The 24630-nt window shown below is 67.3% G+C and carries 18 protein-coding genes; 1 reads left to right on the top strand and 17 read right to left on the bottom strand.

Annotated features, from left to right (window positions below; translation table 11 throughout):
* Positions 1-435 precede the first annotated feature (435 nt).
* The gene (locus KRX52_RS05710) at positions 436-2121 is read left to right on the top strand and encodes a methyl-accepting chemotaxis protein (protein WP_217680261.1); all 1686 of its coding nucleotides are present in this window, start codon (positions 436-438) and stop codon (positions 2119-2121) included.
* A 135-nt stretch (positions 2122-2256) separates the two neighbouring features.
* Here the strand turns inward: KRX52_RS05710 and KRX52_RS05705 are convergent, their stop codons facing one another.
* The 17 genes from KRX52_RS05705 to cheA form a co-directional block, all read right to left on the bottom strand.
* Positions 2257-2658: a flagellar protein FlhE gene (locus tag KRX52_RS05705; protein WP_254797418.1), complete on the bottom strand. Its 402-nt coding sequence runs from the start codon at positions 2656-2658 to the stop codon at positions 2257-2259.
* A complete protein-coding gene (locus tag KRX52_RS05700; protein WP_217680260.1) occupies positions 2655-3167 on the bottom strand; it encodes a hypothetical protein in 513 nt (170 codons plus the stop codon). Before KRX52_RS05700 ends, KRX52_RS05705 begins: the two co-directional genes overlap by 4 nt.
* Positions 3167-5545 carry a flagellar biosynthesis GTPase FlhF gene (gene flhF / locus KRX52_RS05695; protein WP_217680258.1) on the bottom strand — a complete coding sequence of 793 codons (2379 nt, stop codon included), beginning with the start codon at positions 5543-5545 and terminating at the stop codon, positions 3167-3169. The genes KRX52_RS05700 and flhF overlap by 1 nt, the downstream gene beginning before the upstream one ends.
* Positions 5545-7608, bottom strand: coding sequence for a flagellar biosynthesis protein FlhA (gene flhA / locus KRX52_RS05690; protein WP_437439689.1), 2064 nt, complete (start codon positions 7606-7608; stop codon positions 5545-5547). Before flhA ends, flhF begins: the two co-directional genes overlap by 1 nt.
* Before the next feature lie 17 nt (positions 7609-7625).
* Positions 7626-8792: a flagellar biosynthesis protein FlhB gene (gene flhB / locus KRX52_RS05685; RefSeq protein ID WP_217680254.1), complete on the bottom strand. Its 1167-nt coding sequence runs from the start codon at positions 8790-8792 to the stop codon at positions 7626-7628.
* A 145-nt stretch (positions 8793-8937) separates the two neighbouring features.
* On the bottom strand, positions 8938-9987 hold the full coding sequence (locus KRX52_RS20930; RefSeq protein WP_217680252.1) for a methyl-accepting chemotaxis protein: 1050 nt from the start codon (positions 9985-9987) through the stop codon (positions 8938-8940).
* A gap of 40 nt (positions 9988-10027) precedes the next feature.
* The gene (gene cheZ / locus KRX52_RS05675; RefSeq protein ID WP_217680251.1) at positions 10028-10711 is read right to left on the bottom strand and encodes a protein phosphatase CheZ; all 684 of its coding nucleotides are present in this window, start codon (positions 10709-10711) and stop codon (positions 10028-10030) included.
* A gap of 24 nt (positions 10712-10735) precedes the next feature.
* A complete protein-coding gene (cheY, locus tag KRX52_RS05670) occupies positions 10736-11125 on the bottom strand; it encodes a chemotaxis response regulator CheY (RefSeq protein WP_136491549.1) in 390 nt (129 codons plus the stop codon).
* A gap of 107 nt (positions 11126-11232) precedes the next feature.
* Positions 11233-12948: a methyl-accepting chemotaxis protein gene (locus tag KRX52_RS05665; protein ID WP_254797417.1), complete on the bottom strand. Its 1716-nt coding sequence runs from the start codon at positions 12946-12948 to the stop codon at positions 11233-11235.
* Positions 12949-12984: 36 nt separating this feature from the next.
* Complete coding sequence (locus KRX52_RS05660) at positions 12985-14046, bottom strand: protein-glutamate methylesterase/protein-glutamine glutaminase (protein WP_217680250.1); 1062 nt, start codon at positions 14044-14046, stop codon at positions 12985-12987.
* 143 nt (positions 14047-14189) lie between these two features.
* A complete protein-coding gene (locus tag KRX52_RS05655) occupies positions 14190-15065 on the bottom strand; it encodes a CheR family methyltransferase (protein WP_437439688.1) in 876 nt (291 codons plus the stop codon).
* 20 nt (positions 15066-15085) lie between these two features.
* Positions 15086-16807: a methyl-accepting chemotaxis protein gene (locus KRX52_RS20925; protein WP_217680249.1), complete on the bottom strand. Its 1722-nt coding sequence runs from the start codon at positions 16805-16807 to the stop codon at positions 15086-15088.
* A 146-nt stretch (positions 16808-16953) separates the two neighbouring features.
* Positions 16954-18669: a methyl-accepting chemotaxis protein gene (locus tag KRX52_RS20920; protein WP_217680244.1), complete on the bottom strand. Its 1716-nt coding sequence runs from the start codon at positions 18667-18669 to the stop codon at positions 16954-16956.
* A gap of 63 nt (positions 18670-18732) precedes the next feature.
* Positions 18733-20058: a methyl-accepting chemotaxis protein gene (locus KRX52_RS05640; RefSeq protein WP_367890524.1), complete on the bottom strand. Its 1326-nt coding sequence runs from the start codon at positions 20056-20058 to the stop codon at positions 18733-18735.
* 57 nt (positions 20059-20115) lie between these two features.
* Positions 20116-21762 (bottom strand): methyl-accepting chemotaxis protein, encoded by a 1647-nt coding sequence (locus KRX52_RS05635; protein WP_217680242.1) that lies wholly within the window; start codon positions 21760-21762, stop codon positions 20116-20118.
* A gap of 166 nt (positions 21763-21928) precedes the next feature.
* On the bottom strand, positions 21929-22423 hold the full coding sequence (locus tag KRX52_RS05630) for a chemotaxis protein CheW (protein WP_217680240.1): 495 nt from the start codon (positions 22421-22423) through the stop codon (positions 21929-21931).
* 2 nt (positions 22424-22425) lie between these two features.
* Positions 22426-24627, bottom strand: a complete 2202-nt coding sequence (gene cheA / locus KRX52_RS05625; RefSeq protein WP_217680238.1) for a chemotaxis protein CheA — start codon at positions 24625-24627, stop codon at positions 22426-22428.
* Positions 24628-24630: the final 3 nt, after the last annotated feature.

Raw genomic sequence — 24630 nt, 5'->3', positions numbered from 1 at the left:
CAGGGGAAGCCCCCGGCAAATGCTCTTCGGGGGCAGGAAACTGAGTCCAGGGGGATGAAGTAGCCCGATTTTGGCCTGCCGAGCAGGTCTGTCGCGAATGGGGAGGGCTATTTCAGACCTTCCTTAGTGCGCAATTAGACGCACTGGCTTTGAACAGAACAACTGCTGTTCTTCGCCCATATAACGGCAATAGGCGCCTGATGAATCGCCACCTAAAAACAGCGCTCGAAAGTGGCTCGCCAGACCATTACCAGATGAGTATCGCGGCAACCAAACCGGGCACTCCAATCGAAACCATTGGAGCACCCTGACACAGATACGCCGCAGCGCTCAGTACTGGGTACACCCCTGCCCATTACATGACGCAGACAGGGAAACCACAGCGCATGCAACCCTGGCTTGAAACCATACTTAATTACCTTATGGCTGGAACTCATGAGCAGCAATAATTTCAACGCCCGCGAATATAACCTCAGCAACGATGACTTCCTGATTTCCAGGACGGATCTGTCCGGCAGGATCACCTACGCCAACCCAGCCTTCATCGAGGTCAGCGGTTTCTCGTGGGGCGAGCTGCGGGGTGCCGATCACAACATCGTCCGCCACCCGCAGATGCCGCGCGCCGCCTTCCAGAACCTCTGGGACACCATCAAGGCCGGACGCGCCTGGAACGGCGTAGTCAAAAACCGTCGCAAGAATGGCGAATACTACTGGGTACAAGCCCACGTCATTCCGTACTACGAGGGCGGCAACCTTGTCGGCTATGCCTCGGTGCGCACCAAGGTCGACGCCCAGCAGGCGGCTCTGGCCGAGCGCGTCTATGCCGACATCAACGCCGGGCGCAATCCGGGCTATACCCTGATCGATGGCGAGCTGCGTCGCCAGGGCCTGGCCGGCATGCTGGCGCGGATCAACCTGGCCTCGCTGCGCCTGCGCAGCCATGTCAATGCAATGATCGCCATCGGCATGCTCATCGCCAGCTATCTGCTCGGCAGCGGTGCCGGCGTCTTCCCGACCGAACTGGCGCTGATGATCCTCGCCACCTTCGCCCTGATCCTGGCGCTCCTCGGCTACGGCACCGCGCGCTCGATCGCCCGGCCGATCGAGGAGGCAATGCACTTCAACTCGCAGATTGCCGCCGGCAACCTGAGCGCGCGCCTGCCCGACTTCGGCCGCAGCGAGTTGGGTAGCCTGGCCCAGCTGATGGACATCATGCGCAAGAGCCTGACCAGCATCGCCAGCGACGTGAACCGCGGCATCGACAATGTTTCGCAGGCCTCGGGGAATATCGCCGGCAGCAATGACGCGCTGGCAGCACGCACCGAGGACCAGGCCGCTTCCCTGCAGCAGACCGCGGCGAGCATGGAGCAGATCACCTCGACGGTGGAACAGAACGCCAGCAATGCGCGCCACGCCAACCAGCTCTCCGAGCAGGCCTCGGCGTCGGTACGCGAAAGCGGCGAGGTGATGCACCAGTTGGTCAACAAGATGGAGGTGATCGCCGAATCCTCGCAGAAGATGAGCGAAATCATCGGTCTGATCGACGCCATTGCCTTCCAGACCAACATCCTCGCCCTCAACGCCTCCATCGAGGCGGCACGGGCCGGCGATCATGGCCGCGGCTTCGCGGTGGTCGCCACCGAAGTGCGCCACCTGGCCGGTCGTTCGGCGGCAGCGGCCAAGGAAATCCATGAGCTGATCGCCAATTCGACCACTGAGATCGCCGATGGCGTGACCCTGGTGAATACCGCCGAGCAGTCGATCGACGAGGTCATCAACTCGGTAACCAAGGTCAGCGACATCATGGCCGAGATTTCCGCGGCCTCGGCCGAGCAGAGTTCGGGCATCGCGCAGATCGGCCAGGCAATCGTCCAGCTGGATACCGTGACGCAGAAGAACTCCGGCATGGTGCAACATGCCAAGCACGTGTCGCGCAACCTCAACGATCAGGTGCAGGATCTAGCCCAGGCAATCACCATTTTCCAGACCGGCCAGCGTGACCTGCCGCCAGCTCCTGCGGCACACACCGAGCGGCCTGCACCGGCCGTGGTTCAGGCGTCCGAACTGCAGCGCGCCAGGCCACGCCAGGCCGAGAAAGTGGAGGAGTGGGAAACCTTCTGATCGACCCCGGGGGTGTTGTCGGATCAGCTGCCGCGGCGAGTCATGGCCTAGCCATGGGCGCCGCACTGGACTAAAAGCAGCCAGCCAACACCCACCAGTGGCGCCCCGCCACGGCCAGCAGTCAGCAGTCAGCAGTCAGCGGTACTCGACCAGCAACTGCAGATCTGCCAGCCGCAAGCCGGGGCCGGCAGCGGGCAGACGGAAGCACAGTTGCAGGGGCTGGCCGGCATCCAGACCGGCCAGCGCACGGGTGCGCCCGCGGTTACCGGACAGTGCGGTGCAATGTTGCGGATGACACAGCCAGGCAAGCAGCGGTGCGTCAGGCGGCGAGCTGAACTGCCAGTGCAGGCTGGCCAGCTGGCGGCCCCTGGCCAGTACGGGAGGTGTCAGTGGCTGCGCACAGGTGGCACGGTCGCTGCGAGCAACCAGCAGGGCCGGCGCCCTGCCCTGCCAACTGCCGGAGGCTCCCTCTGCGGCAGCCGCCTGGACGGCCGGCAGCCCGCCGAGCAGGGCGACCAGCATGGCCAGGCGGATCAACCTACGCCCCCCGGCACCTCGGGCAGCAGCAGCAACTGGGTATCGAGAAAGCCGTCCGCCGCCTGCTGCAGGTTACGCAGCAAACCCGCGTGGCTGGCGATACCGCTGTGCAGCACCAACAGGCGCTGCGGCCCGCCCTGTTCGCGCAGCAACCGCAGGGCGCGGTAGGCACGCCGAAAGCCGTCGGCGTCGTCATCGACCCACAGCGCCCAGCGCGACTGCTGGCTGGCCAGCACGGCCAGATGCGGGCTGTCCGCTTCCAGCGCCACCACCTTCCAGCGCGCCAGGTCGCCGACCCAGCGATGACCATTGGCCTGCCAGCGCGCCAGGGTCGCCTGTACCCGGCGGGTCTGGCTGCGCGGCGACCCGGGCACACCGATCACCAGCAGGGTGACCGGCTCCACGGCGCGCTCGACGGGCGCCGCCTCGACGCTGACTTGCGCAGCGCCGACCGGACCGAACTGCTCGGCCCAGCGGCGCAGGCCGGCGGCCTGATCGCCTCTCGGCATCAATACACGCCGGCTGCGCTGCCGGCCACCTGGCGGAAGGTGTCGCGGGCGGCCAGCAGGTGCAGCAGCGCATCCAGCTGCTGCTGGGCGCTGCGCTGGCGGCGACCGCCGGCCAGGCTGAGCAGCTGGGCACGCACATCCATGGCCCAGTCACCCTCGGCCCGCTCCAGGTGGCTGGCAGTGGCGGCCAGGCCGGCAACGAGGAACAGGCGCAGCTCGGCCTGCAGGGGAGCGAGCAGCCCTTCCAGGCTGAGCCAGGCACGGCCGGCCAGGCTGGCCAGGTCGTCGCTCTGCAGCTGGCGCAGCAGCAGATCCTGCTGCTGTTGCAGCCCCTGCTCGCCCGGCATGGCGCTGCTGGCCAGCCAGAACCGCTGCATAGGCGGCCGGCCGCTGTCGAGGTCGTGCAACTGGCCGAACCAGGCCTGCAGCGGCCAGGCGCCGCTGTGCTGGCCGCGCTCGCGACCGGCATCGAGGCCGACGTCCAGCAGGCTCAGCTCGAGCTGCACACCGTGGCTGCGGTAGCGGCAGGCCAGGCTGGCCTGCGGCATGGCGATCTCGGCCAGGGTCTGCAGCGCGTAGCGCTCGCCGAGGTAGTCGACCCGGCTGTTGCCCTTGGCCGCCGCCAGCCAGGCGCCGCCTTGCGCCGCCAGGGCGCGCAGGGTGGCCGGTTCCGGACTGGCCGCCAGCAGGTGCTCGGCCTGCGGCCACTGCTGGGCGGCCCACTCCAGCCGCGCCGTGGCGCCGGCCGGCAGTTGGTGAGCCAGCCACGGGCGGGCCTGCAGGCGACCCTGGGCGTCGAACGTCAGCAGCGGCATCTGCCAGGTCTGCCCCGGCTGTGCGCCGGTGCGCCCCCACAGCAGCAGGCCGGCATCGGCTGGCGGGCTGGCGGCGAGCAGGTCGGCCAGCCGCTCGCCCTGCAGGCTGCGCGGCAGCGCCGCCAGCTGCCAGGCGGCTTCGAGCAGGGCAAAGCCATCGACCTCGCGGCGCAGGCTGTCCAGTGCCGCGGCCATCGCCCGGCCGTGGCCGAGCAGGCCGCGCGACAGGGCTTCCAGGCGCGGGCCGGGGGCGCTCGGTGCTGTCGTGTCGGCGGCCACGAAGGGCGAAACCTGGCTGGCGGCCAGGGCCTGGCGCACCAGCGCCGGCGCCGCGGCCGGATGCAGGTCCTCGGGCACCTGCTGACCGCTGGACAGGTAGTGCAGGCGCAGGTTGTGGCGGATCAGGATGTCCAGCACCGGGCCGAGCCGGGCGGCCTCGTCGCTCTTGGTGACGATGCAGTCGTCGAGGCGACTGCCTGCGGCGCGCGCGGCACGCTGGTAGGTGGAGACCACTTCTTCGAGGGTGTCGCCGTGGCTGGCGGCGTTGAGCAGCAGCATCAGGCGCACCGCATGGCCGGCGCCGCCGAGCTGGGCGATCTGGCCGATCAGGCGCTGGTCGCGCTGGCTCATGCCGATGGTGTCGATGATCACCAGGCGCTTGCCGGCCAGCTGCGCCAGCACCGCGTCCAGCGCCGCTTCGGCGGGCAGCGCCTGCACCTCGACGCCGAGCAGGCGGCCGTAGATGCGCAGCTGCTCGTGGGCGCCGATCCGGTAGCTGTCGGTGCTGAGCAGGGCGACCTGGCCGCTGCCGTGGCGCATCACGTAGCGCGCCGCCAGCTTGGCGGTGGTGGTGGTCTTGCCCACGCCGGTGGGGCCAACCAGCGCCAGCACGCCACCCGCGTCGAGCAGATCGTTATCGTCGTCCGTCACCGGCAGACGCGCGGCCAGCTGGCGCTCCAGCCAGGCGCGGGCAGCCGGATCGTTGACCGTGGCGTTGCCCAGTTCGGCCGGCAGCGCGGCGAGGATCTCGTCGCACAGGTGGACGCCAAAGCCGGCCAGCAGCAAGAGCTGACGCAGGCGGCCGGCACCGCTGTCCGCGCTGGCGGCCGGGGTCATCTGCCGGTTGAGCAGTTCGCGCATGCCCTGCATCTCGCCGAGCAGCAGCTCGCCGAGGGCGGCGAAGTCCACCGCTGGCGCTGCGGGAGCCACAGGCTGCGGTGCGGCAGTGGCCGCCACGGCAGCGGCCGCCGCGCTATCCTCCTGGGTGCGCTGGTAGGCGGCGGCGCGCTGGGCGGCAAAGCCTGCCGGCGGCAGCGACGGCGGCTGGCGCATACCGGGGGGCAGATCCAGCGGCGCTGGCGACGGCGCCGGGCGTGCCACGGGAGCCTGAACCGCGGCCGGCTCGGGCACCAGCCGCTGGTGTTCGTCGTCGGCCATGGCGAGGATCTCCACACCCTCGGCCGTGGTGCGGTTGGACAGGATCAGGGCATCCTCGCCCAGCGCCGCGCGCACCTGGCGCATCGCCTCGCGGCTGTTGGCTCCGACAAAACGTCTGACACTCATCAGTTGTTGCCTCCGATCAGGCTGGTCACGCGCAGCATACGGTCATCGGGAATCTCGGCCAGCGACATCACCACCAGGTGGCGCAGGCGCCGGCGCAGAAAGCGCGCCAGCAAGGCGCGCAGGCGGTGCTGGACCACCAGAACCGGCGCATCGCCGTTGGCTTCCTGGCGGCCGAGAGCAGTTTCGGCCAGCTGCATCAGGTTGCCGGCCAGGCCGGGCTCCAGCGCGCCACCGTTGTTCATCGCCTGGGCCAGCACCTGCTCGAGGCCAGCGTCGAGGCCAATCACGCGCAGCTCGCCCTGGCCGGCGAACCACTGCTGGGTGATCGCCCGGCCGAGGGCCACGCGCACCACGCCGACCAGATCCTGGGCATCGCTCTGCGCGCTGGCATGTTCGGCCAGGGTGTCGAGGATGGTACGCATGTCGCGGATCGACACATCCTCCTCCAGCAGGCTCTGCAGGATGCGTTGCAGGGTGGTGAGGCTGATGGCCTTGGGCACCACTTCCTCGACCAGCGCCTTGTTGTCCTCGCCGAGCTTGTCGAGCAGCTGCTGGACTTCCTGGCGGCCGAGCATGTCGCTGGCGTGGCGGTGCAGCAGGTGGTTGAGATGGGTGGCCGCCACGGTACTGGCATCCACCACGGTGTAGCCGTAGACCTGGGCCAGCTCGCGCTGCTCGAGGTCGATCCACACCGCCGGCAGCCCGAAGGCCGGGTCGGTGGTGGCCTGCCCCTCCAGCTTGCCGGACACCTGGCCGGGGTCGATGGCCAGCCACTTGCCCGGCTGCAGCTCGGCGCGACCGACCTCGACGCCCTTGAGACGGATCACGTAGGTATTGGCGCCCAGCTCGAGGTTGTCGCGGATATGCACCACTGCCGGCAGGAAACCGACCTCCTGGGCAAACTTCTTGCGCACGCTCTTGATCCGTCCGAGCAGCTCGCCGTGCTGGCGGTGGTCGACCAGCGGGATCAGCCGGTGGCCGACCTCCAGACCCAGGGTATCCACCAGCTGCACGTCGTCCCAGCTGGCCTCGGGCGCCTCGGCCGGCGGCGGCAACTCGGGGTTCGCCGCCTTTTCCAGCAGCTGTTCCTCGCCCTGGCGGGTCAGCCACCAGGCCAGGCCGCCGAGCAGCGCCGTGAACAGCAGGAACACCAGGTTGGGCATGCCCGGCACCAGGCCGAGCAGGCCCAGCACGCCGGCCGCCAGCCACAGCACCTTGGGATTGGCGAACAGCTGGCCGATCATCTGCTGGCCGACGTCCTGGTCGGTGTTGACCCGCGATACCGTGACGCCGGCGGCGGTGGAGATCACCAGCGCCGGGATCTGCGCCACCAGGCCGTCGCCGATGGTCAGCAGGGTGTAGGTCTCCGCCGCCTGGGCGAACGGCAGGTCGTGCTGCAGCATGCCGATCAGCAGGCCGCCGAGCACGTTGACCACCATGATCACCAGGCCGGCCACCGCATCGCCGCGGACGAACTTGCTGGCACCGTCCATCGAGCCGTAGAAGTCGGCTTCCTGGGATACCTCGCGGCGGCGCTTGCGCGCCTCCTCCTCGCCGATCAGGCCGGCGTTGAGGTCGGCATCGATGGCCATCTGCTTGCCGGGCATCGAGTCGAGGGTGAAGCGCGCGCCCACCTCGGCGATGCGCCCGGCACCCTTGGTGATCACCATGAAGTTGATGATCACCAGAATCAGGAACACCGCCAGGCCCACGGCGAAGTTGCCGCCGACCAGGAAGTGGCCGAACGCCTCGATCACCTTGCCCGCCGCATCGCCCCCCTCATGGCCGTGCATCAGCACCACCCGGGTCGAGGCGACGTTGAGCGACAGGCGCAGCAGCGTGGTGAACAGCAGGATCGCCGGGAAGGCGGCGAAGTCCAGCGGCTTCTGGGTGAACATGCTGACCAGCAGCACCATGATCGACAGGGCGATGTTGAAGGTGAAGAACAGGTCGAGGGCAAACGGCGGCAACGGCAGGATCATCATCGACAGGATGATGATGATCAGCAGCGGGCCGGCGAGCAGCTTCATCTGGCCGTTGCCGCCCAGACCGGCGCGCCCCAGCCAGTCGGTCAGTGCATTCATGGGGATTCCTCGGGCTTGTCGCGCCGGTCAGGTTCATCGAGTTCGGCCGGTACCGGCAGGTCGTGCGGCGTCGGCGGCAGCTCGCCGCCCTCCTCGCGCACGCGCTTGAGTCGGTAGGCCCAGGCCAGTACCTCGGCCACGGCGGTATACAGTTCGGCGGGGATCTCCTTGTCGAGATCCACATGGCGGTACAGCGCGCGGGCCAGCGGCGGCGCCTCCAGCAAGGGCACAGCGTGCTCGCGGCCCAGCTCGCGGATGCGCGCGGCCACCAGCTCGGTGCCCTTGGCCACCACCCGCGGCGCGCCCATGCTGCCGTCCTCGTAGGCCAGCGCCACCGCATAGTGGGTCGGGTTGGTGACGATCACGTCGGCAGTCGGCACCTTGCTCATCATTCGCCGCCGCGCCACCGCCTGCTGCTGGGCGCGGATGCGGCCCTTGACGTGTGGATCGCCTTCGGACTCCTTGTGCTCCTGGCGCAGGTCCTCCTTGCTCATGCGCAGCTTCTTGGCATGGCTCCACAGCTGGTAGGGCACGTCGATGCCGATCACCAGCACCAGCGTCAGCACGCACCAGGCGCAGGCCAGCGCAGCCAGGTGCAAGGCATTGGCGAGCGCCTGGGACAGCGGCTGCCCCATGAGCGCCATCATCTCGCCCACATGCCCGGAGATGAACTTCACCGCCACCAGACCGACCAGCAGCGCCTTGGCAAGCGCCTTCGCCAGCTCGGCGAGCGCGTGGGTGGAGAACAGCCGCCCAAGCCCCTTGATCGGGTTGAGGCGGGAAAACTGCGGGGCTAGCGACTTGGCCGACAGCAGCCAGCCGCCGAGCAGCATCGGCGACACCAGGGCGATCAGCAGCAGGAGGATCATCAGCGGCAGCAGGGCGAACAGGCCGCGCTGGGTCAGACTCACGAAGTGCGCGACCATCACCGCCGGGTCGAAGGCGACGCGGCGCTCGAACAGGAACGACTGTTCCACCACCAGGCCGAGCTGGGCGTACAGCACGCTGCCCATCGCCCACAGTCCGCCTACCCCGCCAGCCAGCAGCAGGAAGGTGCTCAATTCGCGGGAACGGGCGACCTGCCCCTCTTCGCGCGCCTTCTCCAGGCGCCGGGGTGTCGCCGCTTCTGTCTTGTCGTCCTGATCGCTGCTGTCGTCAGCCATGGCCTTGTGCGCGCCTGCGGCGACTCATACGGGCAAAAAGGCATTGTGCGACCGCAAGGCGGTCGGCAATCGACGAAACAACGCGAAAATTCGCCGGTTTATCGCGCCGCGGGCGCTGGCCTGTACCGCCCCGGCGTGCCGGCACTCAGAGCTGGCGCATCAACTCGTCAATGCAGTTGACCACCACCATGCTGGCCTCTTCCATCTGCTCCAGCGCCTCGCGCATGCCCTGCAGGTCGCCTGCATACCCGGCCTGCAGGGCACGCTGCCCGGCTTCGTGCACTTCGCGGTGCGGTGCATCGAGCGCCTGGAAGCTGTGGACATGGGCATAGTGCCGGGCACCGTAGCCCTGGAAATACCATTTGCCGAGGCGGCATTCGGTATGACAGGTCAGCTGCACGCCAAACTCGGCGTTGTGGATGTGCCGGTAGACCTGATTCTTCCACACGGCATGATCGAGCTTGGTGGCATTCAGGAAAGAGGTCGTGGTGGTGTCGCGAATGATCTGCTGCAGATGCTCGGAGCGCTCGATCATCACACCGACCACCGCGTTGATCTGCAGCGAGGACGCCGAGACCTCAGTGGCGCTGTCCTGGGTCAGCAGCACGGCATCGCGGATGCTGGCGATCTGCTCGACGATCTCGCCGACCAGCGCATCGATCTGCGCCGTGGCCACGCCGGCACGCTGCGCCAGCTGGCGCACCTCGCCTGCCACCACGGCAAAGCCGCGCCCGGCCTCGCCGGCCCGCGCCGCCTCGATGGCGGCATTGAGCGCCAGCAGGTTGGTCTGGTCGGTGATCTTCTGGATATTCGCCACCAGGCCCTTGATGCTGCCGGCCGCGTGGTCGAGCAGTTCGGCGCTGCGCGTGCTGCTCTGGGCATGCTCGTTGATGCGCTGCGAGCGGCTGTCCAGCGCACTCACCGCACTGCGCGCATCGCCGAACACCTCGCCCAGCTTCTTCAGCTCCTTGCGCTCCTCGACCAGCGCCTCGGCGCGCTCAGCAATGCTCTGGCGCACCACCTCGAGCATGCCGCTGCCCTTGAGGTGACTGGCATAGACGTGGCTCAGCCCGTCCCGGGTCTGGTCGGCAGACTGCAATTGCTGCTCGAGCTGCTGGATATCCTCCAGCAACTTGCGAGCCTCCTGCTCGGCCGCTGCGCGCTGCGCCGCCTGTTTCCTGCTGGCAAATATCATTCAGAGAACCTGTGAATCACGTTGACCGATCCCGGCAGGATCAGAACCCCAGCTGGTTGAGCAGGTCGTCGACCTGATCCTGACTGACCACCGCATCACCGGCGGTCGGCTTGACCTGCGGGCCGTTGAGCAGCTGCTTGGGCTTCTCCGGCTCCCACTCGCTCTCGGCCAGGCGCTTGAGAATGATCGCCTCGCTGCCGTCCGGCACGCTTTCGATCAGCACCTGGATCAGCTGGTGCTCGATCTCGCGGATCACCTCGTTCATCTTCTTGATGACCTGACCGGTGAGGTCCTGGAAGTCCTGCGCCATGAGGATTTCCATCAGTTCGCGCTGGGTCGCCTGGGTATGGCGCGGTACCTCGGCCAGATAGCCGCGGGTATCCTTGACCAGCTCGCGGGCCTCCTCCAGCTCCACGGGGTTGGCGAACCACGCCTCCCAGCGCTGGTCCAGGGCGCTGGCACCCTTGGCCAGATCGTCCTGCAGCGGCTGGGCACGATCGATGGCATTGAGCGCCCGCTCGGCGGCCTGTTCGGTCATCGATGCCACATAGGTCAGGCGGTCGCGGGCATCGGGAATCGCCTCGGCCGCCTTCTCGATCTCCTTGTCCAGACCGAGCTCGCGCATGCTGTCACGCAGCATGCGGGTCAGTTGGCCGATGCGCTGGATCAGTTCGTCGGGGGCCACGTCCCAGTTGGCCGCTGCTTGCTGTGCGTCACCGCTCATAGCGCTGTCTCCTCGGGGCGTCGATTACTTGCCCAGCTTCTCAAAGATCTTGTTGAGTTTTTCTTCCAGGATCGCAGCAGTGAACGGCTTGACCACATAACCGTTGGCACCGGCCTGGGCCGCCGCGATGATGTTTTCCTTCTTCGCCTCGGCGGTCACCATCAGCACCGGCAGGTGCTTGAGGCTGTCGTCGGCACGAATCTGCTTGAGCATGTCCAGGCCATCGAGGTTGGGCATGTTCCAGTCGGAAACCACGAACTCGAACTTGCCTGAGCGCAGCTTGTTGAGGGCGTCCTGGCCGTCCTCGGCTTCCTCCACATTGTTGAAGCCCAGTTCCTTGAGCAGACTGCGCACGATCCGGCGCATGGTCGGAAAGTCGTCCACTACCAGCATGCTCATGTTCTTGTCGGCCATCGTCTTTCCTCGTCGTGTCATGGCGCTTGTCGATTCGGTGCGCCGTCACATCACTGCGCCGGCAACGCCCTGATTGCTCACTGTCCGCCGGGCTCGCGCCCGCCGGCTCAGAATTCTTCCCACTGCTCCTGCGCACTGGCCGGAGCACTCTGCCGGCGGCTCGGCGCCGCCTGCGCAAACTCGGCGTCGGCCGCAGCCTCCGCCCGGCGCACCGCCTGCGGCGGCCCGGCGACGGCGCGGGCCGCCGTTTCATGGCCGAGGCGGAACACCGCCACGGCTTGCTCCAGACGGTGCGCCTCCTCGTCCAGCGCGGAGGACGCGGTGGTGGCCTGCTGCACCAGCCCGGCGTTCTGCTGGGTCACCTCGTCCATCTGCGCGATGGCCACATTGATCTGGCCGATGCCGTCGCTCTGCTCCTGCGAGGCGGCGGAAATCTCGTCGATGATGTCGGTCACCCGCCGCACCGCAGCGACCATGTCGACCATGGTCCGCCCGGCCTGCTCGGCCAGCTGCGAACCTTCCTCCACACGGAGGGTGGAGTCCTCGATCAGCGTCTTGATCTCCTTGGCCGCCTCGGCGCTGCGCCCGGCCAGCGTGCGTACCTCGCCGGCCACCACGGCGAAGCCGCGGCCCTGTTCGCCGGCGCGCGCCGCCTCCACCGAGGCGTTGAGAGCGAGGATGTTGGTCTGGAAGGCGATCGAGTCGATCACGTTGATGATGCTGGCGATCTGCTGCGAGCTGGCGGCGATGCCCTGCATGGTGTCGACCACCTCGGCGACCACCTCGCGGCCCTTGCCGACGGTGTTGGAGGCGTCGCTGGCCAGCGCGCTGGCGGTGCGCGCGTTGTCGGCGTTCTGCTGCACAGTGGAGGTCATCTGCTCCATGCTCGCCGCGGTTTCCTGCAGCGAGGCGGCCTGCTGCTCGGTACGCGACGACAGGTCGACGTTGCCGCGGCTGATTTCCTGGGCGCCCTCGTAGATGGCCGCGCTGCTGGCGCGCACGGTGCCGACGATTTCACGCAGGTTGTCCTGCATGTCGCGCATCGCCTGCTGCAGGTGACCGACCTCGTTATCGGCGCTGACCTGCACCGTCTGCGACAGGTCGGCCTTGGCCAGGCGCTGCAGATGTACCACCGCTTCCTCGATGGGGCGCACGACCCGGCCGAACAGCATGGCGCGCAGCAGCAGCAGAACGAGAATCGAGCAGCCCAGCGCCAGGCCGCCGAGCAGCGCATACAGTTGCAGCGACTCTTCGTAGCGCTTCATTTCGGCATTGGCGAAGCGCGAAAAGAACGCGAACAGATCGACCATCGCCTCTTCCAGCACCGGCTGCTCCTGGCCGAGCACGCGCTTCTCCAGGCTGCGGTAGACGTCCAGGTCGCCCTTGCGCAGCGCCGCGCTCTGCTGGCGCAGCAGGTCGACCATCAGCCCCAGCTGGGCCTGGTAGCGCTCGACAGCCATGCGCCCCTCATCGGACACCAGTACGGGCATCTTCTGGAAGCGCTCGAGATAGTCGGCGGACTTGCCGATGTGCTCGTCGATCTCCTCCAGCAACTTGCGCTTGCTGGCCTCGTCGGCCTGGCGGCTGCCCTGCAGGCGCTCGTAGGTGATCATCGCGATCATCGCGTTCAGGCGGTTGCGGTCGGCGGTCTGCGCATAGTCGGACTGGTCGACGGCGATGCGATTGATCCGCTCGATCTCCAGCTTGGCGCTATGGCTGCTCAGCACGCCCAGGCCGGATACCGTCAGCAGCAGCAACAGGAAAACCGCCACCGCCCGGTTCACCGTCGCCTGAATGCTTTTACCCCGTATGTGTCGCAACATCGCTGCCTTCCTCAACTCGAACTTACGATTCGTCACTCAAACCCGCTGCGCTCGACCGGAAGCCGCTACCTGCTTGAGAATCCGCTCGGCCATCTGCTCCAGCGCTACCACCTCGCAGGCACCGCCCATGGCGATGCCTTCGCGGGGCATGCCGAACACCACGCAGCTGGCCTCATCCTGGGCGAAGGTGAAGGCGCCGGCCTGACGCATCTCCAGCAGGCCGCGGGCGCCGTCGCGGCCCATGCCGGTGAGCAGCACGCCGATGGCGTTGCGTCCGGCGCTTTCCGCCGCCGAGCGGAACAGCACGTCTACCGACGGGCGGTGGCGGTTCACCGGCAGGCCGTCGTCGAGGCGCGCGACATAGTTGGCGCCGCTGCGTACCAGCTTGAGATGCGCGGTACCCGGGGCGATGTAGGCATGCCCCGGCAGGATGCGCTCGCCATCCTCGGCTTCCTTGACGGCGATGTTGCACAGGCGGTTGAGGCGCTCGGCGAACGACTTGGTGAAGCCGCCCGGCATGTGCTGGGCAATGAGGATCGCCGGGCTGTTGGCCGGCAGCGGCTCGAGCACGGCGCGGATCGCCTCGGTGCCGCCGGTGGAGGCACCGATGATCACCAGCTTCTCGCTGGAGATCAGCGGCGCCTTGAGTACCGGCGGACGCGGCGCAGTGGCGGGGGCCGACTGGCGTGGCCGCGAACGGGCGGCGGCGCGCACCTTGTCGGCGATCAGCTCGCTGTAGTCGAGCATGCCGTGGCGGATACCCATTTGTGGCTTGGCGATGAAGTCCAGCGCGCCCAGCTCCAGCGCGCGCAGGGTGACTTCCGAGCCAGCCTGGGTCAGCGACGACACCATCAGCACCGGCATCGGCCGCAGGCGCATCAGGCGGTCGAGGAAGTCGAGGCCGTCCATGCGCGGCATTTCCACGTCGAGGGTCAGCACGTCGGGGTTGTGCTGCTTGATCAGGTCGCGCGCCACCAGCGGGTCGGCGGCCACCGCCACCACTTCCATGTCCGGCTGCGAGTTGATGATCTCGCGCAACAGGTCGCGTATCAGCGCCGAATCGTCGACGCACAGAACCTTGATCTTGGGGACACTCAAGCTGCTCTCCTTCGCGTTCAGCTCGCTGGCCTGCCGCCGGGCGCCTCTCTCACGCCAGGGTGAAAGAGGCGGCAATACCGCCCGCGGCGGGCAGCCGTGATGTAGTTCACAGCGGCATTGGAAGTCTTATCGGCCGCTGAGCTTCAGTCTTTAGGCCGGGCGGCGGAACGCAGGGTGTATACGGTCTGCCCGCGCAGCACGAAGTCGTCGCTGATGTAGGAAAAGTTTTCCGAGTGGCCGGTGATCAGCAGGCCATCCGGCTTCATGTACGGCACGAAGTGCTTGAGGATCTTCGCCTGACTCGGTTTATCGAAGTAGATCATGATGTTTCGGCAGAAGATCACGTCGAAGGGGCCGCTGATGTTCCATTGCGCGTCGTGCAAGTTGAGCTGGCGGAACTCGACCATGTTCATCAACTCCTGACGCACCCGCGCCAGGCCAACACGCTCGCCGCTGCCACGCAGGAAGAAACGGTGTGCCCGCTCCTCGCCCATCTCCAGTACCTGCTTGAGCGGATAGACTCCGGTCTTCGCCTTGCCCAGGGCATCACTGTCGATATCGGTAGCGATCACCCGCGACTGGCTGGCCAGTTGCGGGCCGAGTGCCTCGCTCAGGGTCATGGCGATCGAGTAGGGTTCCTCGCCGGTCGAGGCCGCCGCACACCACACCCGCACCGGCTCGCGCCGACCGGCCACATGGGCGGCCAGCAACGGGAAGTGGTGCGCCTCGCGGAAGAACGCGGTCAGGTTGGTGGTCAGCGCATTGGTGAACGCCTCCCACTCCCGCGCGCCGGGCTGGCGCGCGAGACGGTCGAGGTATTCGCCGAAATGGCTCATGCCGTGCAGACGCAGACGCTTGGCCAGACGGCTGTAGACCATCTCGCGCTTGTTGTCGGCAAGCACGATGCCGGCACGGTCGTAGATCAGCTGACAGATGCGGCGAAAATCCCCATCGGTCAGGATCAGGTCGCGGCCAAAGGCGGTGCTGGATACGGCTTCAGCGGTCATCGGATTGCTCATGACCTATTCCCTGTGAGTTGTCAAAATTCGCTCCACTCCTCGACCGCCGGGGCTTCGCGGCGAGCGGCCGGGGCAGTGGCTGGGGGCGTGGCCGGGGCACGCGGCTCGACGCGGCGCTCGCCCATGACCTCGCGGCGTGGCGCCTGGGCCGACGCCTGGGCCGGCTGGCTGCGCAGACGGAACACACCCATGGTGCGCAGGGCATCGGTCAGGTAGCCCTCGAGGTCGGCCGATGCCTTGGCCGCGCTCTGCACCAGACCGGCGTTGCGCTGGGTCACGTCGTCCATCTGCGCCACGGCCTGGTTGACCTGGGCAATGCCGCTGCTCTGCTCGTCGGAGGCCGCGGCAATCTCGCCCATGATGTCGTTGACCTTGGTCACCGCCGCCACCACGCCCTCGATGCTCTGCTCGGCGCGCTGCACCAGCTGGGCGCCCTCGTCGATCTGCTGCGAGGAGCTGACGATCAGCCCGCGGATCTCCTTGGAGGCATCGGCCGAGCGGCTGGCCAGGTTGCGCACCTCGCTGGCCACCACGGCAAAGCCGCGACCCTGTTCGCCGGCGCGCGCCGCCTCGACCGAGGCGTTGAGGGCGAGGATGTTGGTCTGGAAGGCGATCGAGTCAATCACGTTGATGATTTCGGTCATCTTGCGCGAAGTCGTGGTGATCTGGCTCATGGTGCCCACCACCTGCCCCATCACCTCGCCACTCTCGCGTACGGTGCTGGAGGCGTCGCTGGCCAGCTGGCTGGCGTGACGGGCGTTGCCAGCGTTCTGCTGTACGGTGGCGGTCAGCTCCTCCATGCTCGCCGCGGTCTGCTGCAGCGAAGCGGCCTGCTGCTCGGTCCGCGAGGACAACTCCTCGTTGCCGCGGGCAATCTCTTCCACCGCCACCGACAGCGAGTTGACGCTGCGGTTAACGTCACGGGCGATGCTGGTGACGCTGTTGCGCACCGCCGCCTGGAAGCGGATCAGCTCGGCCATTTCGCTGATCTGGCAGTCGGCCAGGCGAGCCTCCAGATTGCCGGCGGCCAACTGCGCCATGTAATGGACCGACCCCTCCAGCGCGCGATGCACCGTGCGGCCGGTACGCACCATGCGAACCAGCAGGAACAGGCCGACCAGCGCCATACCCGCCTCCTCGACCAGATCCGCCGGCCCTGCCCCGTTCATAAGGGCGAGGACCAGGTCGGTGCTGCTGTCGACGACCACCAAGCCGGCGGCGGCCATGATGCTCCACAACCGGGCCCGCAGGGACGGCCGACGCAGGTGAACCAGCCAGCCGAGCGGCCCACGGCGCACCAGGCGACCCCGATCCAGGCCGAGAAGCGTGCCGCGCCCCTCGCGGATCGCCCGATAGGCCTGGCTCGCCGCATCGATCTCGCTGCGGCTCGGCTTCGAGCGCACCGAGGTGTAGCCCACCACCCGACCATCCTCGACGGTCGGCGTGACGTTGGCGCGTACCCAGTAGTGGTCGCCGTTCTTGCGCCGGTTCATCACCAGGCCGTTCCAGGCGTGGCCCTGCTGGATGGTTTCCCACAGGTTGGCGAAGGCCGCCGGCGGCATGTCCGGATGGCGTACCAGGTTGTGGTTGGCGCCGTGCAGCTCTTCCCAGTCATAACCGCTGACCTGGATGAAGGCGGGGTTGGCATACACGATCCGGCCCTTGAGATCAGTACGTGAAATCAGGAAATCGCTGTCCTGAAGCTCGTACTCGCGCTGGGTGACCGGCTGGTTGTTACGCATACAGACTTGCTCCACGGGTGTTGCCGGCCGGCTGGTCGCCGGCGAATTTAGTGTTCAGCCGCCTGCGGCGGGGAAAACCCGCAGCGGTCGGCGTTGAATCGCGTCCGGAGACACTCCATGCGAAACCTCCGTGTTTATCGAACCCCTCAGAACTCGCTCCACTCCTCGACCGCCTCGGCGTTGCTGCGCCGGGCCGTTGTAGTTTTCTGCGCCGGGACTGCCATGCGCCCGGACGCCTGATCGGCCGCCGCGCGCCGCGGTGGCGACACCAGCGCCTTCTTTTGCTGGCCCTCCAGCTGGAACACGCCCATGGTGCGCAGGGCATCCTCCAGGTGGCCATGCAGCTCGGCCGAGGCCTGCGCCGCGCGCTGAACCAGACCGGCGTTGCGCTGGGTCACGTCGTCCATCTGCGCCACGGCCTGATTGACCAAGGCAATGCCGCTGCTCTGCTCGGCAGAAGCGGCAGCGATCTCGCCCATGATGTCGTTGACCTTGGTCACCGCGGCCACCACACCCTCGATGCTCAGCTCGGCGCGCTGCACCAGTTGGGCGCCCTCGTCGATCTGCTGGGAGGAGCTGACGATCAGGCCGCGGATCTCCTTGGAGGCCTCGGCCGAGCGGCTGGCCAGGTTGCGCACCTCGCTGGCCACCACGGCAAAGCCGCGGCCCTGCTCGCCGGCGCGCGCCGCCTCGACCGACGCGTTGAGGGCGAGGATGTTGGTCTGGAAAGCGATCGAGTCGATCACGTTGATGATTTCGGTCATCTTGCGCGAGGTCGCAGTGATCTCGCCCATGGTGCCGACTACCCGGCCCATCACCTCGCCGCTCTCGCGCACGCTGCTGGAGGCGTCGCTGGCCAGCTGGCTGGCATGCCGCGCGTTGCCGGCGTTCTGCTGCACGGTGGCGGTCAGCTCCTCCATGCTTGCCGCGGTCTGCTGCAGCGAAGCGGCCTGCTGTTCGGTGCGCGAGGATAGCTCCTCGTTGCCGCTGGCAATGCCATCCACCGCCATCGCCAGCGAGCTGACGCTGTTGTTCACGTCGATGGAGATGCCGCGCACGCTCTTGCGCAGAGCCTCCTGGAAGCGCATCAGCAGGGCGATCTCGCTGATCCGGCTGTGACTCAGGCGGACATCGAGGTTGCCCGCGGCCAATTGCGCCATGTAGTCGGCCGATGCCTCCAGGCCGCGTAGCAACACCCGCCCGGCACGATGAGTCATGACCAGCAACAGCACACCGAGCACGGCCATGCCCCCTTCGGCCAGCATCTCCAGGCCAGCACGGCCCTCGAGGTACTTGGTCACCAACGACACACTGTTGCCGGTCACCATCAGCACGGCGATCAACTGGATCAGGCCCAGGCGAAAGCGCATCGAGGACGTCTGCAGACGCGCCAGCCAGCCGGCCGGGCCGCGTCGCACCAGGCTGCCGCGGTCGAGGCCCAGGTGATTGCCACGCCCCTCGCGAATCAGCCGATAGGCCTCGCTGGCCGTCTCGACCTCGGTGCGGGTCGCCTTGCGGCGAATCGAGGTATAGCCGACCACCTGACCGTCCTCGACGGTCGGCGTGACGTTGGCGCGCACCCAGTAGTGGTCGCCGTTCTTGCGCCGGTTCATCACCAGCCCGTTCCAGGAGTGGCCACCCTTGATGGTTTCCCACAGGTTGGCGAAGGCCACCGGCGGCATGTCCGGATGGCGTACCAGGTTGTGGTTGGCGCCATGCAGCTCTTCCCAGGAATAGCCACTGACCCTGATGAAGGTCGGATTGGCGTAGGTGATCCGCCCCTGGAGATCGGTTCGCGAAATCAGGAAGGTGTCATCCGCCAACTCGTACTCGCGCTGGGTGACCGGCTGGTTGTTGCGCATTCGGACTCTCCATGGATGGGACAGGCTTTTTATTGTTGTGGGGCTGTCAGGGCTGGTTACGGGTTAGAACGTCTGCCAGTCGTCGTCCGTATTCGAGGGCTTGGTTGCGCCTTGCGGCGCAGCAGGGCGAACCTGCACGGCCACTTCGCGCTCGGCGCTCTCGTACTGCTGGCGCGCCCAGGAGTCGGCTGCCGACTGCCGTGACGGCGGTCGCTGCGACTGTTGCTGGGCGATGCGGAACACCTCGACCGCCTCGCGCAAGCGCTGGGCTTCGCCAACCAGATCGCTCGCCGAGCGGGCAGAGTCCTGCACCAGTCCGGTGTTCTGCTGGGTGACCTGATCCATCTGGGTGACCGCCTGATTGACCAGGCCGATGCCGTTGCTCTGCTCCTGCGAGGCCGCGGCGATCTCGTCCATGATGTCGGCGACCTTCTGCACCGCCTGGACGATTTCCTGCATGGCGTTGCCGGCCTGGCCGACCAGACTGCTGCCGGTCTCGACCCGCGCCACCGACTCGCCGATCAGGGTACGGATGTCCTTGGCGGCATCGGCGCTGCGGCTGGCCAGGCTGCGCACCTCGCCGGCGACCACGGCAAAGCCACGCCCCTGCTCGCCGGCGCGCGCCGCCTCAACCGAGGCATTGAGGGCGAGGATGTTGGTCTGGAAGGCGATCGAGTCGATCAGCTTGATGATCTCGGCGACCTTGTGCGAGCTGCTGCTGATCTCGCCCATGGTGCTGACCACCTCGTTCACCACCTCGCCGCCGCGCTGCGCGGCCTGGGCAGCGGTGGCCGCCAGCTGGCTGGCCTGGCGCGCGTTGTCGGCATTTTGGCCGACCGTGGAAGTCAGCTGCTCCATGCTCGAGGCCGTGTCTTCCAGGGCCGCCGCCTGTTCGATAGTGCGCGAGGACAGGTTGCGGTTGCCTTCGGCGATTTCCTGGGCGCCGTCGTGGATCAGCTGGCTGCTGTGCCGCACGGTGCCGACGGTAGCGGTGAGGCGCTGCTGGATATTGCCCAGCGAGGTGAACAGCTGGCCGATCTCGTTGGCGTTGCCGCGCTCGATGGCCTCGGCGAGATTGCCGGCTGCGATCTGCTCGCAATGCGCCACGACCCGGTGCAACGGACGGATCACGTTGAGGTTCACGCCCCAGATCACCGCGACGATGCTGGCCGCCGACACCAGCAGGATCATGACGATGATCCAGCGCATGACACTGGCGAACCCGGCGAAGACCTCCGGCTGGCCGGCCTGCTGCAGCGCCGCGATGGTCTGCTCGGCGAAGCCGAGGCTGTACAAGCCAAGAGCACTCAGGCTGCACACCAGCACGGCGAACAGTCCCAGCACCAGGTTCCAGCTCAGCCGCACCGTCATGTCGTTCAGTAGTTTCACCTTGCTCTCCTCATCGCTGGCGCCTGCCGCATGCCGGCAGACCTCGCAGTCATACCGTCAAACCCAGGCGGCCTCGCTCTGCTCGGCACTGGCCGAACGCTCGAAAGACGCACTGCGGCGCTCGTTGGCCGCCACCCGGGAACGCTGGCCAGCTTCGTCATCGGCGATCACGAAGCGCACCACGTGCTGGTTCAGGCGCACGCTCTGCTGGCTGAGGCGCAGCGCAGCCTGCGCACTGTCCTGCACCATGCCGGCGTTGCGCTGGGTCATCTGGTCCATCTGTGCCACCGCCACGCTGACCTGCTCGATGCCATGACTCTGCTCAGCCGAGGCAGAGGAGATCTCGCCGATCAGGGTGTTCAGCCGCCCCATGTCGCTGACCATGCCGCGGATGAGTTCGCCGGTCTGGCGCACCCGCTCGTTGCCGGTGCGCACCTGACCGCCGGAGCCGTCGATCAAGCCCTTGATCTCGTGCGCCGCCTCGGCGCTGCGGCTGGCCAGCTTGCGCACTTCGCCGGCCACGACGGCAAAGCCGCGGCCCTGCTCGCCGGCCCTCGCCGCCTCGACCGAGGCATTGAGGGCAAGGATGTTGGTCTGGAAAGCGATCGCGTCGATGGTGTCGACGATGCTCGACATCTGGCTGGCGCTGGACTGGATCGCCGTCATGGCGTCGACTACCTGCTCCATGGCCGTACCGCCCTTGCGTGCGTTGTCGGCACAGTTGGCGGCCAGGCGGCGCGCCTGGTCGGCGCTCTCGGCGTTCTGCCGCACCGTGGCGGTCAGCTGCTCCATGGTCGAGGCGGTTTCCGCCAGGGCGGCGGCCTGCTGCTCGGTGCGCGCCGCCAATTCGGCATTACCCGCGCTGATTTCCTCGGACTCGATCTGCACTTCACGAGCGCTGCGGCTGATGTCGCCAATGGTGTGGTCGAGCGATTCGCGCATGCGGTTCATGTCCGCCAGCAGGCTCTGGGTATCCCCCGCCCGCAGCCGCGGCGCCTTGCTCAGGTCGCCCTCGGCAATCTGCCGGGCCACGTCCACGGCATAGCGCGGATCGCCACCCAGACGGCCGAGCAGGTCGCGGATCACCCAACCCATCAGCAGCGACAGCGGCACACCGACCAGCAGCAGACCAAAGCCCGATTGGATCAGCTTGCGGATGAACATATGGTTGATGTCGGCGATGTAGGTGCCGGTACCGATGTACCAGCCCCAGCTCTGGAAGCCTCTCAGGTAGGAGCGCTTGTCTTCGGCCTCGGTGCCGTTGGCATGTTTCCAGCGGTAGTCGAAATACGCCCGGCCCTGTCCGGCCTTGACCGCTACGGCCATCTCGGCGAACAGGCGCCGACCGTCGGCGTCCTTGAAGCCATCCACCGAGGTACCGCTGGCGATGGTCGGGTGAGCCACAACGGCGCTGTCGTCGAAGACGAAGAAATAGCCGCGCCCATCGTCGTAGCGCATGCTCTTGATCAGCTCGGCGGCATGCAGTTGCCCCTGCTTCAGGCTCATGCTGCCGCGCTCGACCTGCGCAGCGACGTCGCCGAGCACCGAGAGAGCAATCTCGACCTGGCTTTCCACCTTGGCCTTGCGCTCCTCGAACATCACGCTGCGGGTCACCCAGGCGCTCCAGAACATCAGCACCAGCATCGCCAGCCAGGCCGCAATCAGCGTGCCCCACAGTTTTTGGCTCGTCGTCAGATTGCGCATCCCATAAACCCCGTAGTGTCTTTTCTTATGCTTATGGATCGCCGACCCACCGCCGCGGCACAGTCCCGCCCGGCCTGTTCATCTATCGGCAATCCCAGGGCAAATCTTGATGGCCCAGCGGCGCGACATAGCCGCGCGCGCCGGGTCGTCGCTCCGCTTGCCGTGGTCAGGCCGCGGTCTTTTCCACCAGCGCCATTTCCTCGCTGGTGAGCATGCGGTCGATGTCGACCAGCACCAGCATGCGGTCCTCCAGGCTGGCCAGGCCGCTGAGGTAGTCGGAGGACAGCGACAGGCCGAACTCCGGCGCCGGCTTGATCTGCTCGGGGGTCAGGCTGAGCACGTCGGACACGCCGTCGACCACCACGCCAACCACCCGGCCGGCCACGTTGACGACGATGACCACCGTCTGGCCGTCGTACTCGACGCGGTCGAGGTTGAACTTGATGCGCAGATCGACGATGGGCACGATCACGCCGCGCAGGTTGGTGACGCCCTTGATGAACGGCGGCGCGCTGGCGATCCGGGTGACGTTCTCGTAGCCGCGGATCTCCTGGGCCTTGAGGATGTCGATGGCGTATTCCTCGTCACCCAGCGAGAACACCAGGAATTCGCGGGTCTGGGCTTCGAGGGCCGCAGGGTCGGACGGATGGCTGAAGGACATGGCTAGATAACCTCCTGAAGGGGGGCAACGGCGCTGCGCGGATCGCGGGCGGCGGATTGACTGCGGTTGAGGCGTTGCAGGTCGCCGACATCGAGGATCAGCGCGACACTGCCATCGCCGAGGATGGTGGCCGCGGAGATCCCCGGCACCCGGCGGTAGTTGGTTTCCAGATTCTTCACCACCACCTGTTGCTGGCCGATCAGGTCGTCCACCTGCAGCGCATAGCGGCGGCCCTCGCCTTGCACGATCACGGTGATCGCTTCGGTCGGCGCGGTGCGCGCAGCGGCCACATCCATCACCTGATGCAGGGCCACCACCGGCAGGTACTCGTCGCGCACCTTGAGCAGCAGGTCGGTGCCGGCCATGGAGTAGAGATCCTCGCTGCGCGGCTGCAGCGACTCGATCACCGCACTGAGCGGCAGGATGAAGATTTCCCTGCCGACGCGGACCGACATGCCGTCGAGGATCGCCAGGGTCAGCGGCAGGACGATACGGATGGTAGTGCCCTGCCCCAGCCGCGAGAGGATCTGCACATGGCCGCCCATGGACTGGATGTTGCGGCGCACCACGTCCATGCCCACGCCGCGCCCGGACACGTCGCTGACCTGCTCGGCGGTGGAGAAGCCGGGCGCGAAGATCAGTTGCCAGACCTCGTCGTCGGGCATGTTGTCAGTCACCGCCAGGCCCTGGCTACGCGCCTTGGCCAACAGCTTGTCGCGATTGAGGCCGGCGCCGTCGTCGCGCACCTCGATGAGGATGTTGCCGCCCTGGTGCTGGGCGGACAGGGTCAGCCGCCCGGTGCGCGGCTTGCCGGCGGCCTCGCGCCGCTCCGGCGACTCGATGCCGTGGTCCAGGCTGTTGCGCACCAGGTGGGTGAGCGGGTCGATGATCCGTTCGACCAGGCTCTTGTCCAGCTCGGTGGACTTGCCCTCGGTGACCAGCTCGACTTCCTTGTCCAGCTTGGCCGCCAGGTCGCGCACCTGGCGCGGGAATCGGCTGAACACGTAGTCCATCGGCACCATGCGGATCGACATCACCGCTTCCTGCAGGTCACGCGCATTGCGCTTGAGCAGGTTCATGCTGTTGATCAGCTCGCTGTGCACGCCATGGTCGAGCTGGCTGGCGGTCTGCTCGAGCATCGACTGGGTGATGACCAGTTCGCCGACCAGGTTGATGATCTGGTCGACCTTGTCCACCGGCACGCGCAGGCTGCTGGATTCGGCGCTGGCCGCGGCGGGTTTGGCCGCGGCGGCACTGCTCGGCGCAGCCTTGGCGGGCGCGGCCGGCGCAGGCACTGCCGCAACGGCCGCTGCGGCAGGAGCACTGGACGGCACCGGTGCCGGCGCCACGGCAGGTGCAGCAGGCGCCACGGAGGCAACGCTGGCCGGCGGCGCAGCAAAGGCAGCCACCAGCTGCGCAATCGGCTCCAGCACAGCCGGCGCCGCCGTTGCGACCGACCCCGCCGCCGCACTGTCGACGATGCCCAGCACGCAGATTTCCAGCTGCTCGGGCTCGACGATGAAGCAGAGCACCGCGGCGATGTCGTCGGCATCCTCGCCCGTCAGCAACTCCACCTCGTAGCGCTGCACATCGCCGCCCTCGCTGCGAATGGTGCCGAACTGCTTGAGTTCGTCGACCAGCAACAGGCGGTCCTTTTCGCTGACACCAAGCAGGGCCACGCACAGGCGGGCCTCGCCGGCACCGGCCTCGGCGCTCACGGCCGGTTCCGGCGCGGGCTCGAACACCGGCAACGCCGCCGGCAGGGACGCAGCAGGCGGCGGGGACGGCACATGGGCGGCGGCAGCCGAGGCCTGGCCGATCTCTTCCAGGGCAAGCTGCTGCAGGGTTTGGCATATGCGCGCAAAGGCCTCCGCATCCGGCTCGCTGCTGTTGCGGTAGGCATCCAGCTGATCTTGCAGCATGTCCTTGGTTTCCAGGAAGGTGTCGACGATATCGCGGCGCAGCTTCAGTTCGCCGCGGCGCAGGTGGTCGAGCAGGTTCTCGAAGATGTGCGTGGTCTTCTGCAGCACCTCGAAACCGAAGGTGCCCGCGCCGCCCTTGATCGAATGCGCCGCGCGAAAGATGGCGTTGAGCTGCTCGCTGTCGGGATTGTCGATATCCAGCTCCAGCAGATGACGCTCCATGTCGCCCAGCAGCTCTGCGGCCTCCTCGAAGAATGTTTCGTAGAAATCCGTGATATCCATGCG

The sequence above is a fragment of the Geopseudomonas aromaticivorans genome, from assembly GCF_019097855.1.
GTDB lineage: Bacteria > Pseudomonadota > Gammaproteobacteria > Pseudomonadales > Pseudomonadaceae > Geopseudomonas > Geopseudomonas aromaticivorans.
This window is presented reverse-complemented; position numbering and strand designations above follow the sequence as displayed.